Below are 437 nucleotides of genomic sequence, written 5' to 3'. Positions count from 1 at the left end.
CGTCGATCGGCACGGCACGGCCTATCGCATCGAGAAGGATTCGAGGCTGCCCTCGCAGAGGAAGGTTCCGCGACAACGCCGCCGCCCGATCCGCTCGCCCGACAATTTTGACGCCGAGATCGTGCCGCTGCTGTGGGCTGCGCCGGGAATCCGGCCGGTCGCAATCTTCGAGGAGACGCTGCGGCGTCATCCCGAGCTGGGCAACGCCATTCGCCAGCGTCGCGTCCGATCCCGGCGCGCTGTCCGATGGCGAGGAACAGGAAGTCATCTTCCGGCAAACGCACGAGCCGGCCGCCTCGGCCTGTCGGATTTCACCGATCATGAGCAGCACCGGCCTCACCATCGCCGGACAGCCGCTCGATCACCGTCTCTATCATTCGCGGCTCGCCTATTCCGGCTTGCAGCCGTGATGGCAGGCGTTGACGCACTGGTTTTTC

At 65.7% G+C, this 437-nt stretch carries 1 pseudogene; it reads left to right on the top strand.

The window, feature by feature from the left end:
• A pseudogene (locus EN818_RS34100) lies at positions 1-404 on the top strand (IS21 family transposase); the annotation flags it as partial.
• Positions 405-437 lie beyond the last annotated feature (33 nt).

This window comes from Mesorhizobium sp. M3A.F.Ca.ET.175.01.1.1, assembly GCF_004791945.1.
Lineage (GTDB): Bacteria > Pseudomonadota > Alphaproteobacteria > Rhizobiales > Rhizobiaceae > Mesorhizobium.
Note: the sequence above shows the minus strand (reverse complement) of the source record. Positions and strands in the feature narration are given on the sequence as shown.